This is a genomic window from Methylobacterium sp. WL19, from assembly GCF_008040005.1.
Taxonomy (GTDB): domain Bacteria; phylum Pseudomonadota; class Alphaproteobacteria; order Rhizobiales; family Beijerinckiaceae; genus Methylobacterium; species Methylobacterium bullatum.
In genome coordinates this window covers 14,911-27,617 of sequence record NZ_VRVC01000067.1, presented here as the reverse complement: position 1 = coordinate 27,617, position 12,707 = coordinate 14,911, and the positions used below count along the sequence as shown (strand labels likewise).

The window sequence follows — 12,707 nt, the reverse complement described above, 5'->3', positions numbered from 1 at the left end:
GGCCAGCGGCGTGCCCCTCCTGCCCGGCACCGGCCTGCTGCCGGATCTCGACGCCGCCCTCGCGGCGGCCGAGACCATCGGCTACCCGGTGATGCTCAAGAGCACGGCGGGCGGCGGCGGCATCGGCATGCGCCTCTGCGCCTCGGCCGACGAGCTGCGCGAGCACTATACCAGCGTGGAGCGCACGGCCCGCGCCAGCTTCGGCGATGCCCGCGTCTATCTCGAACGCTTCGTCGGCGAGGCGCGCCATGTGGAGGTGCAGATCTTCGGCGACGGTGCCGGCCGCGTGGTGGCGCTGGGCGAGCGCGACTGCTCGCTCCAGCGCCGCAACCAGAAGGTCATCGAGGAGACCCCCGCGCCGGGCCTGTCGGATGCCGTGCGCGCACGCCTCCACGCGGCCTCGGTGGCCCTGGGGACGAGCGTCGCCTACGCCTCGGCGGGGACGGTGGAGTACATCTACGATCCCGTCCGCGAGGATTTCTCCTTCCTCGAAGTGAACACCCGGCTTCAGGTCGAGCATCCGGTCACCGAGGCGGTGTTCGGCATCGATCTCGTCGAATGGATGATCCGCCAGGCGGCGGGCGAGGACGTGATCGCTGCCGCCGGCCCCCTGGTCCCGCAGGGTGCCGCCATGGAGGCGCGGCTCTATGCCGAGATCCCGCACGCCAATTTCGCCCCGAGCGCCGGCCTCCTCACCGAGGTGCGCTTCCCCGCCGAGGCCCGGATCGACGGCTGGATCGAGACCGGCACCGAGGTCACCACCAACTACGACCCGATGCTCGCCAAGATCATCGTGACGGGCGAGGATCGCCCGGCGGCGCTCGCCGCCTTGCGCCAGGCCCTCGACGACAGCGCGGTCTCGGGGATCGAGACCAACCTCGATTATCTGCGCGCCATCGCCGGTTCCGAGCTCTTCGCCTCGGGCCGGGTCGCCACCACGGCGTTGCGCGACTTCCCCTATGCGCCGCGCAGCATCGAGGTGCTGGTCCCCGGCGCGCAATCGAGCCTGCAGGAACTGCCCGGCCGCATCGGGCTCTGGCATGTGGGCGTGCCGCCGAGCGGGCCGATGGATGCGCGCTCGTTCCGCGACGCCAACGCCCTCGTGGGCAACCCGCCCGATACCTGCGCCCTGGAACTCACCGTGTCCGGGCCGACCCTGCGGTTCCACGCCGCCGCCACCGTGGCCCTCGCCGGGGCCGCGATGACCACGCGCCTCGACGGGGTCGCGCAGCCTCACGGGAAGGCTTTCGCGGTCGAGCCCGGCCAGACGTTGAGCGTCGGCGCCATCGCCGGCCCCGGCCAGCGCAGCTACCTCGCCCTGCGCGGCGGTTTCGCCGCGCCGGTCGTCCTCGGCTCTCGGGCGACCTTCGCGCTCGGCGCCTTCGGCGGCCACGCCACCGGCGTCCTGAAGGCCGGCGACGTCCTCCACCTCGGCGATGCGCCCGAGGTCGAGGCCTCGATGCCCGAGCCTGCGCCCCTCACCCATGCCTGGGAGATCGGCGTAGTCTACGGGCCGCACGGCGCGCCGGACTTCTTCCGGGACGAGGACATTTCGGACTTGTTCTCAGCCTCTTACGAGGTTCACTTCAACTCGGCCCGCACCGGCGTGCGTCTCGTCGGCCCGACCCCGCTCTGGGCGCGCAGCGACGGCGGCGAGGCGGGGCTGCACCCGTCGAACCTCCACGACAACGCCTACGCCATCGGCTCCATCGACTTCACCGGCGACATGCCGATCCTCCTGGGGCCGGACGGCCCGAGTCTCGGCGGCTTCGTCTGCCCGGCGGTGATCGCCCGCGACGAGCAGTGGAAGATGGGCCAGCTGCGGCCGGGGGATACGGTGCGGTTCAGGGCGGTGGCGCGGGCGGGGGACGATACCTTCGTCCTGTCCCAACCACATCCTCATCCTGAGGCGCCGGAGCGTAGCGGAGGCCTCGAAGGAGGGCTCCAGAGAACGCCGCGCCCCCTGGAGGCCTCCTTCGAGGCCGCTTGCGCGGCACCTCAGGATGAGGTCGTTGGATTGGGGGGAGGGAAAGATCGCGCCGGCTCGCCCATCCTCGCCACCGACTCCTCCGGTCCCGTGCCGGTGGTCTACCGCCGCCAGGGCGACGACAACCTGCTGGTCGAATACGGGTCGATGGCCCTCGATATCGGCATCCGCCTGCGGGTCCACCTCCTGGCCGAAGCGGTGGCCGAGGCGCGGTTGCCCGGTCTCATCGACCTGACGCCGGGTATCCGCTCGCTCCAGATCCATTACGACGGCACCACGCTGCCGCGATCCCGTCTCCTCGGGCAGTTGCGCGAGATCGAGGCCGCCCTGCCCGCCGTCGAGGACGTGACGGTGCCGAGCCGCGTGGTCTATCTGCCCCTGTCCTGGAACGACCCCCAGGCCGAACTCGCCATGCGCAAGTACCAGGAGCTTGTGCGCCCTAACGCGCCCTGGTGCCCCTCGAACATCGAGTTCATCCGCCGCATCAACGGGTTGGAGTCGGAAGCTGACGTAAAACGCATCATCTTCGATGCGAGCTATCTCGTGATGGGGCTGGGCGACGTCTATCTCGGCGCGCCGGTGGCGACACCAGTGGACCCGCGCCACCGCCTCGTCACCACCAAGTACAACCCCGCCCGTACCTGGACGCCGGAGAACGCGGTGGGCATCGGCGGCGCCTATATGTGCATCTACGGCATGGAGGGGCCGGGCGGGTACCAGCTCTTCGGCCGCACCATCCAGATCTGGAACACCTGGCGGATGACGAAGGAATTCGTCCCCGGCCATCCCTGGCTGCTGCGCCCGTTCGACCGCATTCGCTTCTTCCCCGTGAGCCACGACGAGCTGACGGAGGCGCGCGCCGCCTTCCCGCACGGGGCCTACCCGCTGAGGATCGAGGAGGGCACGTTCTCTTATGCCGAGCACCGGGCCGAGCTCGCCCGCAACGCCGTCGAGATCACGCAGGCCAAGCTGCGCCAGCAGACCGCCTTCGAGGCCGAGCGGCAGCGCTGGCAGGATGAGGGGCTCGACAGTTTCGTCGCCGACGAGGGTGCGCCCGTGGGCGAGGAGGACGCGGTGCCGGCCGGTCTTGTTGGTGTGCCGACCACCGTGCCGGGCAATGTCTGGAAGGTGCTGGTCGAGGAAGGCCAGAGCGTCGCGGCCGGCGAGACGGTGGCGATCCTCGAATCGATGAAGATGGAGATCGCCGTGTCCGCCCCGGTGGCGGGAATCGTGCGTGAGGTCCGGGTGAAGCCGGGCCGCACCCTGCGCGGCGGCGATCTCGTCGCCATCCTCCAAGAGATCTGAGCAGGTGAGAGAGCCGACCGACATGCTGCCGACCATCCTCGACCTGTCGACCCTGCGCGCCCTTTACGCGTCGGGCCGTGCCACCCCCGTCACCGTTGCTGAGGCCGTCGCCGAAAGGATGGAGGCGTCGACGGACCCCGCCATCTTCATCACCGCCCTCGACCGGGAGGCATTGGTGAGCGCGGCGCGGGACCTGATGGCGCGCCACCCCGAGCCGAACTCGTTGCCGCTCTGGGGCGTGCCCTTCGCGGTGAAGGACAATATCGACGTCGCCGGCCTGCCGACGACGGCGGCCTGCCCGGCCTTCGCCTACGATGCGAAAGCGGATGCCGAGGTGGTGGCGCGCCTCAAGGCGGCGGGTGCGTTCTGCACGGGCAAGACCAATCTCGACCAGTTCGCCACCGGCCTCAACGGCACCCGCTCGCCCTACGGCGCGCCGCGCAGCGTGTTCAGTGCCGCCCATGTCTCGGGCGGGTCGAGCTCCGGCTCTGCCGTCGCCGTGGCGGCGGGGCTCGCGAGCTTTTCGTTGGGCACCGACACGGCCGGCTCCGGCCGCGTGCCGGCGATGTTCAACAACCTCGTGGGGATCAAGCCGACGCCGGGCCTGTTCAGCACGACGGGTCTCGTCCCCGCCTGCCGCAGCCTCGACTGCATCAGCATCTTCGCGGCGACCGTGGGCGACGGTCTCGCGATCCGCCGCGTCGCGGAGGGGCTCGACGCCGCCGATCCGTTCTCGCGGCGGGCGGTGCCGCATTCCCTCCCCGCCCGGGGCCTGCGCTTCGGCGTCCCGACCCCGGCCGAGCGCGAGTTCTACGGCGATGCCGAGCGCGAGGCGCTCTACGATGCGGCCATCGCCCGCCTCGAAGCGCTGGGCGCCGTGGCGGTGCCGTTCGATTACGCGCCGTTCCGCGAGATCGCGACCCTGCTCTATAACGGGCCGTGGGTCGCCGAGCGCCTGGCCGCCATCGCCGGGTTCTTCGCCGGGAACGCCGACGCCCTCGACCCGAGCGTGAGGAGCATCGTCGAGTCCGCCAAGGACTACAGCGCCGTCGATGCGTTCGAGGGCCGCTACGCGTTCGAGGCCCTGCGGCGGCGCACCGAGGCGACCTGGGCGGAGGTCGACATCCTGCTCCTGCCGACCTCGCCCACCACCTACACGGTGGAAGAGATGCTGGCCGACCCGATCCGCCTCAACAGCCATTTCGGGCATTACACCAACTTCGCCAACCTTCTCGGCCTCGCCGCGATCGCGGTGCCCGGAGGCTTCGGCGCCGATGGATTGCCCGGCGGCGTGACGCTCGTCGGCCCCGGCTTCAGCGACGAGGCTTTGGGCCACTGGGCCGACGCGCTCCACCGCGCGGCGGAGTGCGGAATGGGGATCGCGCGCGACGCGGTTCCGCCCGAGGCGAGCCGGGTGCCGGCCCCGGAGGCGGACGAGATCGCCATCGCGGTGGTGGGCGCCCATCTCACGGGCCTGCCTCTCAACCACCAGCTCACCGATCTCGGCGGCAGGAAGGTGCGGGCGGCGCGGACCTCGGGCGCGTACCGCCTCTACGCCCTGCCCGGCACCCGGCCGGCCAAGCCCGGCCTGGTCCACGAGCCGGGCTTTGCCGGCGGCGGGCTGGAGGTCGAGATCTGGGCACTGCCCCCGGCGGGCTTCGGCCGCTTCACCGCCGCGATCCCCGCCCCCCTCGGCATCGGCAAGCTCACCCTGGAGGACGGCTCGGACGTCTCCGGGTTCCTGTGCGAGGCCCATGCGGTGGCGGGCGCCGAGGACATCACAATCCACGGCGGCTGGCGCGCCTATCTCGCCTCCCGCTGAAGCGTCCCGTCAGGGCGCGGGCTGCGATCCGGCCTCCGGCGAAGCGGGAATCCCGCCCCCCGGCGACCACAGCCGCTCGCCAAAGAAGCGCTCGCGCAGGAGCATCACCAGGGCCGCGCGCTTGTGCGGGAAATCGAAGGTCTTGATCCGCGCGAAGCCCGACCGCTCCAGGTTGCGCAATTGCTGGACATGGTCCGCCTTGGGCTCGCCGACGATCCGCTCCGTGCGCGGGTCGTCGAGGAAGAGCGCGTGCATCAGCGAGGGTAGCCAGGCCGAGATGTAGGCCTTGCCGCGAAACCGGCTCTCGCCGATCAGGACATGCCAGCCGCGATCGTAATCCTGCACGTCGTAGAACGGGGCGAGGCGGTTCTCCTTGGCCCAGTAGATCTCGAAATAGCCGAAGGCCTCTCCGCCGATCGTTCCGATCAGCGGGATCATGTGCGGGTCGGCGATGAGGCCCGCGAGATAGGCCTCGTGCTTGTCGCGCCCGCCGGCCTCGCCCCAGGCGGCATCGACCACCGGATCGTTGAACCAGCGATGCAGGGTATCGACGTCGTCGATTGTGGCGGCGCGGAACGCCACGGCCTGTCCGAGCCAGGGGGTGAAGCGGGAATAGATCACGCCCTTGGGCTTCGGCGGCCGTTGCGGATGGCGCTTGCCGCCGCTCATCACCGGCCGCGCCGGAAAATCGCGCGCTGCCAGGTTGGCGAGCCAGGGCTCGGGCCGCTGCCACAGCATCGTCGGATCGACGCCGAGGCCGTCTCCCTCCCGCACGGCGAGGCCGCGTTCCATCAGGGGATCGGCGAGGCTGGCGAAACTCGCGGGATCGAGCCCGATCCACCCGGCCTCGGGATGGGTCGCCGAGACCATCTCGAAGGCCGCCGTGACGCTGGCGAGGACGTCTCGCGGGTCCGGCTTCGTCGGCTCCTCAATGGAAAGATGCGGGCCGGTTCCCCCCTGCAGGCGCAGGCGCAGACCCACCCGGCCCTCCGCCACGACGCTGAGCCGGTCGCCGTCGCGATAGACGTCCAGGGGACGGCCCGTCGCTTCGCCGCATCGAAAGGGTGCTGTCGTCCGAAGCATCGCGTCTCGTCGTTGGCTGGAACAGGCATCCGCGAAGCGGGACGCCCTTTTGGGAGAGGACGACCGGCGGCGCGGTAAATTTAGTGGCGCGCACGAAACTCCCGCCGATCGCGCGCGGCGCGGCCGGACGACCCGGCACCGTCCGGTCCGCGTCCTCACCTCACACGGCCTATCTAACGCGTTGCGGGTAAGGTATTCTCGATACAACCGATCACGATCCGAAGATGTCGCCGCTCATGCAATGGATGATCCGCGGCCATGCAAAGCCGCGATTCGGGCGGGTGCGGTGTCTTCCGGCAGCATAAGTCCTTCCCAGCGAGCCTAAATCTCCACCAAACCATGATTCTCGACTATCCGATACGAGTTTAGAAGACTTCTAATTCAAATATTTTCTGACAAAAGCGCCCTTGTAAGTCTGCGAAATTTCCCACTTTAGCCTCGTTATCTGAGGTGGGGGTGGCACTTGCCCGGCTGTTTGGCGCGGCGGGGTGGCTTCGCCCGGTTTCGTCCTGGCCTGCACATTCGAAGAAGGTCGTCCATGGGACAACGTCATACGCACGAGACGCGCCGCGACATCGACGCTCCGCTCCTGGCCGTTCTCGTCGCCGAACAATCGGGCCTGGTCGCCTACGCGACGCAGATCCTGCACGATCGCTCGGCGGCCGAGGACGTGGTGCAGGAGGTGGTGCTCAAGCTTTGCGAGGAGCCGGCCGCCGACCTGCGGCAGGGCCGCCGCATCGAGGCGCCGGTGCCTTACCTGCGGCGGATGGTGCGGAACGCCGCCATCGACTGGGCGCGCCGGACCTTGCGCGAGCGCTGCCGCTTCGTGCCGGACGAACTGGCCGAGGCCGTCGCCGCTCCCTGCGCCTGCCCTCAGGATCGTCTCGAACAATGCCAGGCCCTGAAGGCCGCCCTGGCCGCACTGGAGACGACGTCGGAGCGCACCCGCCGGGTCTTCCTCGCCCACAGGATCGACGGCGTGCCGCAGACCGTCCTCGCCCGCGAGAACGGCGTCTCCCCGACGCTGGTGAATTTCATGATCCGCGACGGCACGGCCCTGTGCCGATCCGCGGCGTCCTGAGCAGGTCTCGCACCGGTACGGACCACCGCCATCCGGCAGGGGACGCTTTCAGGGAAAGGGGGGTCGGATGGCGCTCGAAGCGACGTCCGATGGCGCTCGAAAGCACCGTCTCGTGGCGGTGGCGATGACGCGCGCCACGATCGTCACAAGATCGTTGTTCACCAGGGACTTGAAAGAAACCTGGTGGAGCTGAGCGGGATCGAACCGCTGACCTCCGCAGTGCGATTGCGGCGCTCTCCCATCTGAGCTACAGCCCCGTTTCGAGGTGCCGGCCTTGTAGGCGCGCGTACCTCGACCTGTCAATTCCGGAATTCCCGACGTTAGACCCGAGCCTGACAAGGCGGGGCGAACGAGGACATCAGACCGCGCATGTATGCTCTTCTCTGGCTCTTCGACACCGTCGTGCAGCTCTTCATCTATGTGCTCATCGCCAGCGCCGTGCTGAGCTGGCTCGTGGCCTTCAACGTGGTCAACGTGCGCAACCCGATCGTCTCCCAGATCGGCGAGGTGCTGTATCGGCTGACCGAGCCGGTCCTTCGCCCGATCCGCAGCATCCTGCCCAATCTCGGCGGCATCGACCTGTCGCCGATCGTCCTCGTGCTCCTGCTGCTCTTCGTGAGCCGCCTCCTGCACGAGGTCATTCCGCCCCAGACCGTCGTCTATGGCGGCTGAGGCCGCGCCGCGCTGAAGGCACAAGAAACACTCCGAGGGACGACCAAGAGATGAAGACCAATCCCGGCCGATTCTTCGAGGATTACCGACTCGGCGAGACCATCCGCCATGCCACGCCGCGCACGGTGACGAGCGGTGACGTCGCGCTCTATACCTCGCTCTACGGGCCACGCTTCGCGGTGCAGTCCTCGGATGCTTTCGCCAAGGCGATCGGCTACCCGCAGAGCCCGCTCGACGACCTCCTCACCTTCCACGTCGTGTTCGGCAAGACGGTGCCGGACATCTCCTTGAACGCACTCGCCAATCTCGGCTACGCCGAGGGCGGCTTCCGCCGGCCGGTCTATCCCGGCGAGACCCTGTCCACGGTCTCCGAGGTGATCGGCCTCAAGGAAAGCTCGAACCGCCAGACCGGCGTGGTCTACGTCCGCTCCACCGGGTCCGACGCCAACGGCGAGACGGTTCTGAGCTATTGCCGCTGGGTGCTGGTCAAGAAGCGCGATCCGGAAGCGAAGATCGAGCAGGAGCACGTCCCGACCTTCGCCAAGGTTGTCGACCCGGCCGATCTCGCCGGCGCCCTGCCGCCGCTGAACGTCGGCGCCTACGATCTCGACCTTGCCGGCTCTCCGCACCGGTTCGGCGACTACGTGGTCGGCGAGAAGATCGACCATGTCGATGGCATGACCGTCGAGGAGGCCGAGCACCAGATCGCCACGCGCCTCTACCAGAACACCGCCAAGGTGCATTTCGACGGCTTCGCCGCCAAGGATACCCGGTTCGGCCGTCGCCTGATCTATGGCGGCGTGGTGATCTCGCTGGCCCGCGCGCTGAGCTTCAACGGCCTCGGCAACGCCTTCGCGCTGGCCGGCATCAATGCCGGTCGCCACGTGGCGCCGCTCTTTGCCGGTGATACGGTCTATGCCTGGAGTGAAGTGCTTGAAGCCGCAGAGCTTCCCGGCCGTTCCGATATCGGCGCCCTGCGCCTGCGTACCGTGGCTACCAAGAACCAGCCCTGCGGCGCCCATCCGGACAAGACCGGCGACGGCTACGACCCCGCCGTGATCCTCGACTTGGATTACTGGGCCTTCATGCCGCGCTGACGCGTGCTCAACTCCCGGCGAACAGGCCCATCACGGTTTGCCGCAGCGGGTTCTCGGGGTTCGACAGCAACCGGATCGCCATCGCGCAGGCGATGGTGACCAGCAGCGGCCGGATCAGCTTCGCACCGAGGCGGATCGCCAGGATCGAGCCGATCTGGGCCCCGATGAAGGCTCCGAAGGCCATGGCGATGCCGATGGTCCAGACCACATGGCCCGAGGCCGCGAACAGAGCGAGGCTGCCGAGGTTGCTGGCGGCATTGGCGAGCTTGGTATGGGCGGTGGCGCGCACCACGCCGAGGCCGAGGAGCGTCACGAACCCGATCATGTAGAACGCGCCGGCGCCCGGGCCGAACACACCGTCGTAGAAGCCGACGGCGGGCGCCCAAGTGAGCGCGAACAGGCCGGGCCGCATCCGCGCCGCCGCGTCCTCGCTGCTCATCCGCCGGGCGAAAGCGAAATAGAACGCGATCCCGATCAGCAGCACAGGAACGGCCGCGTCGAGGACGGGGCGCGGCAGTAAGCTAACGCAGAGCGCACCGCCGATCGAGGCAAGACCGGCGGCAAGCGCGATCTTCCAGGCCGCCGGCCAATGGATGTGGCCCCGCCGCGCGAAAGCGATGGTCGATGAGACGGCCCCCGCACTGCCCTGAAGCTTGTTGGTGGCGATGGCGCTCACCGGATCGAGTCCGGAGAGGAGCAGGGCCGGCACCGTGATGAGGCCGCCGCCGCCCGCGATGGCATCGACACACCCGGCCGCCACGGCCACCGCGAACAGGCTCGCGACGAGGCTGATGTCGACACCCAAGATCATTCCGTTCTCTCCTCCGTCCGGTCGCGACCGACCGAATGCCGGCGGGAGGCGGATGGTTCTTTTAGTTGCGCACGATCACCTTCGTGCCGACCTTCACCCGGTCGTAGAGGTCGACCACATCCTTGTTGGTCATGCGGATGCAGCCCGACGAGACGGCGGCGCCCATGGTCTCCGGCTCGTTGGAGCCGTGGATACGGTAGAGCGAGGAGCCGAGATACATCGCCCGTGCGCCAAGGGGGTTGTCCTGGCCGCCGGCCATGAAGCGAGGCAGGTCGGGCCGCCGCGCCAGCATCTGCGCCGGAGGGCGCCAAGCCGGCCATTCCTTCTTCATCGTCACCGACTTCTGGCCGGACCAGGAGAAGCCCTGACGGCCCACCCCGACCCCGTAGCGCACAGCCTGGCCACCGCCGAGCACATAGTAGAGCCGCCGCTGACTCGTCGAAACCACGATGGTGCCGGGCTTCTCCGCCCCCTTCCACGCAATCGTCTCGCGCGGGATCGCCTGCTCCTTGAAAATGTTCATGAAGTCGGCGATCGGCCCGCTGTCGAACGGGTTGCCGGCGCTGGCGCCGCCGCACGTGGCGAAGCCCATGCCCATCGCGAGAACCGTGGCGGCGAAAAGGGAGCGCGTGCCCATTGTAATCGTCTCCGTCCGGACCTGGACAGGCGGCGCGTTGCACCCCGTCTCCCATTCCGGCGAGGTCCAGCCTCGATGAGCCGGACTTCAGATGATCGGGCCGGCAGACTTGGCCGGATGGTTAAGGACGGTCAACCCGCTGCGATGCGAACGGAATATGCTGTGGGATTGGAGCAACGGCTGTGATTCGAACTGCCATTCGACTGTTTGACAGAATGTCGCAGGTTATTGCGTTGCGGGAACTTTCGCACCACCCTCAGTTTCGTGACCTCATCGCCGACCAGTTCCGCCGCTGCCCCTCTGGAGGCAGGATGCTTCGCTTCGACCGCCCCGAAAGGGCAGGCGGTCGTCCGTCTGCGCTCGGCGCTGTCGACCATGCTGGTGTTGCTCTCCCTGCTCGTGATGGTGCTGTCGAGCCTCCCGCAAGGGTTGTGGGCCGGTGGCGTCGGGGCGCCGGTCTCGAGCCAGTGGCCCGATGGTTTCACGAGCCAGGGCGAAGCGCCTTCGACTGGTTCCGCATCGCATCTGGAGATCGACGACGCTGTGACGCCGTCCTCCCTATCTGGATCGCGGCTCCTCGGTGAAGCCTTGGAGCCGGCCTTGCGAGGTCGTTCCGCCCTGTCGCTCGGGATCAGCGCGGATGCACCGCTCTACCGCCCTCCCAGGACGACGGCGTGAGAGCTTGGCCGCGGCGTTTTGACCACCCGGCCGCGTAGATCGTCCTTTTACCGGCTCGCGTCGCGCGATCGCCAAGATTGTGAACGATTTCTGAAGCCGTGATGTGTGTGGTCGGCCCCTAGTCGGCCGACGCATGCCCAATGACGCCATGGCCGCCTCGCGTGGCCCAGCGATTGCCACGGTGCCGAAGTCGCTTCGCGGATCTTCGCCCGGGACTTGAGTGTCAGAGCTGCCAATCCGCCGGGCGGGTTGCGATCGACCGCGTATCGCACAGGAGCGAAATCATCGTGACGTCTACTGCCCTCCGTACCCGACGTGTCTGGCCGGCCTCCCTGGCTGCTGCCTCCGTCATGGTCGCCCTGTCCGCCTGCAATCAGAAGCAGCAGGCCGCGGCTCCGGTTCCGAGCCCACCCGCCGAAGTGAGCATCGTCACCGTCCGCGAGCAGCCGATCCCTTATCTCCGCGACCTCCCCGGCCGCGTCGCGCCCCTGCGCATCGCCGAAGTGCGTTCCCGCGTCTCCGGTCTCGTGGTCAAGCGCACGTTCGAACAGGGCAGCTTGGTCAAGGAAGGCGACATCCTCTACAAGATCGATCCCGCCCCGTTCGAGGCGGAACTCGCCAGCGCAGAGGCAGCGCTCGCCCGCACGGAGGCCGCCCAGGTTCTCGCCGGCCAGCAGGCCGACCGACTCGAGCAGCTCCTGTCCCGCCAGACCGCGAGCCAGGCGCAGTACGATAGCGCCTATGCCGGCCTGAAACAGGCCCAGGCCGAAGTCGCCGGCGCCAAAGCCGCCCGCGACCGGGCCAAGCTGAACCTCAACTATACCGACGTCCGCGCCCCGATCTCCGGCCGGATCGGCCGCGCCCTTCTCACCGAGGGTACGTTGGTGGAACAGGGGGCCACCGCCAACCTCGCCACGATCCAGCAACTCGATCCGATCTACGTGGACATCACCCAGTCCGTCGGCGAGCTGAACAAGCTCCGCAGGGACCTCGCCAGCGGCGAACTCTCGCGCCTGTCCAACGACACCGCCAACGCGCATCTGATTATGGATGACGGTTCTCTCTACGGCTCGGCCGGCAAGGTGCTGTTCTCCGATGTCACCGCCGATCCGAGTACCGGACAGGTCACCCTGCGCGTGCTCTTCCCGAACCCGCATGACGAGCTGTTCCCGGGCATGTATGTCCGCGCCCGCATCAAGCAGGGCATCGACGTCGATGCCATCGCGGTGCCTCAGCAGGCGATCCAGCGCACCAATGACGGCAAGGCCGAGGTCTGGGTGGTCGGCAAGGATGACAAGGTGATGCTCCAGCCTGTGGAGGTCGGACCCGTCGTCGATTCCCAGTGGGTCATTCGCGACGGGCTCAAGTCCGGCGACCGCGTCGTCGTGGAGGGCGTCCAGAAGATATCGGTCGGTTCGTCGGTCAAGACCGTCGAGATGAAGGTGGCTGCCCAGGCGGAGGCCAAACCCTACGATACCGATCTCGACGACAAGTCGGCCGCCGCGCAGCCCGCTTCCGCTCAGGTGCGCTGAAC

10 protein-coding genes and 1 tRNA gene are annotated in these 12,707 nt (G+C 68.5%); 7 read left to right on the top strand and 4 right to left on the bottom strand.

Annotated elements, in window-relative coordinates; genetic code table 11:
- Both uca and atzF read left to right on the top strand, forming a co-directional pair.
- On the top strand, positions 1 to 3,292 hold a 3,292-nt coding region (uca, locus tag FV220_RS14470), incomplete at its 5' end, for an urea carboxylase (protein ID WP_147832160.1).
- A 22-nt stretch (positions 3,293 to 3,314) separates the two neighbouring features.
- Entirely contained in the window at positions 3,315 to 5,114 is a 1,800-nt protein-coding gene (atzF, locus tag FV220_RS14465; protein ID WP_147832164.1) for an allophanate hydrolase, read from the top strand.
- Between the two features lie 9 nt (positions 5,115 to 5,123).
- Here the strand turns inward: atzF and FV220_RS14460 are convergent, their stop codons facing one another.
- Positions 5,124 to 6,197: a GNAT family N-acetyltransferase gene (locus FV220_RS14460; protein WP_147832158.1), complete on the bottom strand. Its 1,074-nt coding sequence runs from the start codon at positions 6,195 to 6,197 to the stop codon at positions 5,124 to 5,126.
- 538 nt (positions 6,198 to 6,735) lie between these two features.
- Between FV220_RS14460 and FV220_RS14455 the strand changes: the two genes are divergently transcribed.
- Positions 6,736 to 7,278, top strand: coding sequence for a sigma-70 family RNA polymerase sigma factor (locus FV220_RS14455; protein ID WP_018043062.1), 543 nt, complete (start codon positions 6,736 to 6,738; stop codon positions 7,276 to 7,278).
- Positions 7,279 to 7,459: 181 nt separating this feature from the next.
- Here the strand turns inward: FV220_RS14455 and FV220_RS14450 are convergent.
- A tRNA-Ala gene (locus tag FV220_RS14450) sits at positions 7,460 to 7,535 on the bottom strand.
- A 112-nt stretch (positions 7,536 to 7,647) separates the two neighbouring features.
- Between FV220_RS14450 and FV220_RS14445 the strand changes: the two genes are divergently transcribed.
- Positions 7,648 to 7,950, top strand: coding sequence for a YggT family protein (locus FV220_RS14445; protein ID WP_018043061.1), 303 nt, complete (start codon positions 7,648 to 7,650; stop codon positions 7,948 to 7,950).
- 50 nt (positions 7,951 to 8,000) lie between these two features.
- A complete protein-coding gene (locus FV220_RS14440; protein WP_056141443.1) occupies positions 8,001 to 9,047 on the top strand; it encodes a MaoC family dehydratase in 1,047 nt (348 codons plus the stop codon).
- 7 nt (positions 9,048 to 9,054) lie between these two features.
- Here the strand turns inward: FV220_RS14440 and FV220_RS14435 are convergent, their stop codons facing one another.
- Both FV220_RS14435 and FV220_RS14430 read right to left on the bottom strand, forming a co-directional pair.
- Entirely contained in the window at positions 9,055 to 9,852 is a 798-nt protein-coding gene (locus tag FV220_RS14435) for a TSUP family transporter (protein ID WP_147832162.1), read from the bottom strand.
- Between the two features lie 67 nt (positions 9,853 to 9,919).
- Complete coding sequence (locus FV220_RS14430; protein WP_081739709.1) at positions 9,920 to 10,456, bottom strand: L,D-transpeptidase; 537 nt, start codon at positions 10,454 to 10,456, stop codon at positions 9,920 to 9,922.
- A gap of 414 nt (positions 10,457 to 10,870) precedes the next feature.
- On the opposite strand from FV220_RS14430, the gene FV220_RS14425 reads away from it, so the two are divergent.
- Together FV220_RS14425 and FV220_RS14420 are read left to right on the top strand one after the other, a co-directional pair.
- Positions 10,871 to 11,173 (top strand): hypothetical protein, encoded by a 303-nt coding sequence (locus FV220_RS14425; RefSeq protein ID WP_056141439.1) that lies wholly within the window; start codon positions 10,871 to 10,873, stop codon positions 11,171 to 11,173.
- Between the two features lie 350 nt (positions 11,174 to 11,523).
- Positions 11,524 to 12,705 carry an efflux RND transporter periplasmic adaptor subunit gene (locus FV220_RS14420; protein WP_018043056.1) on the top strand — a complete coding sequence of 394 codons (1,182 nt, stop codon included), beginning with the start codon at positions 11,524 to 11,526 and terminating at the stop codon, positions 12,703 to 12,705.
- Positions 12,706 to 12,707 lie beyond the last annotated feature (2 nt).

Bases quoted from the DNA above. Each gene is read 5' to 3' on its own strand.
- atzF (WP_147832164.1), top strand. From the start codon at position 3,315: ATGCTGCCGACCATCCTCGACCTGTCGACCCTGCGCGCCCTTTACGCG.
- FV220_RS14460 (WP_147832158.1), bottom strand. From the start codon at position 6,197: ATGCTTCGGACGACAGCACCCTTTCGATGCGGCGAAGCGACGGGCCGT.
- FV220_RS14455 (WP_018043062.1), top strand. From the start codon at position 6,736: ATGGGACAACGTCATACGCACGAGACGCGCCGCGACATCGACGCTCCG.
- FV220_RS14445 (WP_018043061.1), top strand. From the start codon at position 7,648: ATGTATGCTCTTCTCTGGCTCTTCGACACCGTCGTGCAGCTCTTCATC.
- FV220_RS14440 (WP_056141443.1), top strand. From the start codon at position 8,001: ATGAAGACCAATCCCGGCCGATTCTTCGAGGATTACCGACTCGGCGAG.
- FV220_RS14430 (WP_081739709.1), bottom strand. From the start codon at position 10,456: ATGGGCATGGGCTTCGCCACGTGCGGCGGCGCCAGCGCCGGCAACCCG.
- FV220_RS14425 (WP_056141439.1), top strand. From the start codon at position 10,871: ATGCTGGTGTTGCTCTCCCTGCTCGTGATGGTGCTGTCGAGCCTCCCG.
- FV220_RS14420 (WP_018043056.1), top strand. From the start codon at position 11,524: ATGGTCGCCCTGTCCGCCTGCAATCAGAAGCAGCAGGCCGCGGCTCCG.